At 43.2% G+C, this 962-nt stretch carries 1 protein-coding gene; it reads right to left on the bottom strand.

The window, feature by feature from the left end; all coding sequences use genetic code 11:
* On the bottom strand, positions 1–706 hold a 706-nt coding region (pcnB, locus tag A3735_RS08495), incomplete at its 3' end, for a polynucleotide adenylyltransferase PcnB (RefSeq protein ID WP_156499536.1).
* Between the last annotated feature and the right edge of the window lie 256 nt (positions 707–962).

Below are 962 nucleotides of genomic sequence, written 5' to 3'. Positions count from 1 at the left end.
GAAAAATTTTCAATCCATAGCCAGAGAGAAACAGTTTTAGAATCTCATCGAACAAACGTGCTGCTGCAACGTTGGACAATAGCTGACCGTGCTCTCGTATGGCACCGCTGGTCTCTTCTTCGATATCAAAGTCTAGTTTAGCCGCGAAACGCAAAGCTCTGATCATCCGAACCGGATCTTCCCTATAGCGTGTTTCCGGGTCGCCAATAATGTTGATCAGACCCTGCTTAATATCGTCCAGGCTATCGACATAGTCGTAAATACAAAAGTCTTTAGGGCTGTAATAGAGAGCGTTTATCGTAAAGTCTCTTCGCACAGCATCTTCATCGATACTGCCATATTCATTGTCTCTAAGCAGCATGCCATGCTCTGATTGTTTTTCGTCCTGTTGGTTTACGCTTCCACGGAAGGTAGCAACCTCGATAATCTCGCGGCCAAACAGGATATGGACGAGCTTAAAGCGACGACCAATTAAACGTGAATTCTTAAAAAGAGCATGTACCTCCTCAGGGTGTGCATTGGTCGCAATATCAAAATCTTTAGGATTTTGGCCGAGCAAAATATCCCTGACACCACCACCAACCAGATACGCCTCATAGCCGCTATTATGTAAGCGATGCATAACCTTTAACGCCGATGGGCTAATTTGGCTACGAGAAACGGGATGTTGGTCGCGAGGTATAATGGAAGGAGACAGTCTGGACATGTTTAAACAATCATTGTTGTGGGTTACGAAGTACTAAGACCTTGAGGGGCTCTATCAGCCTTACGTTTTATGAAGCCATACTTTACCATAGACCAAGGCCAAGAGTTTATCTAAAGAGAAAACTGTACCAGAAAAAGTAGCAACACAAGTAATAATAAGAAAAGAGAGGGGGAATGACTTTGCATGAAAAGATCAAACGCTCTCCGTGATTGACCTTTTCATGCTTAAAAGAGCAGACTCTAAATTTTTTGTTGTT

The organism is Oleiphilus sp. HI0061, from assembly GCF_001635675.1.
Note: the sequence above shows the minus strand (reverse complement) of the source record. Positions and strands in the feature narration are given on the sequence as shown.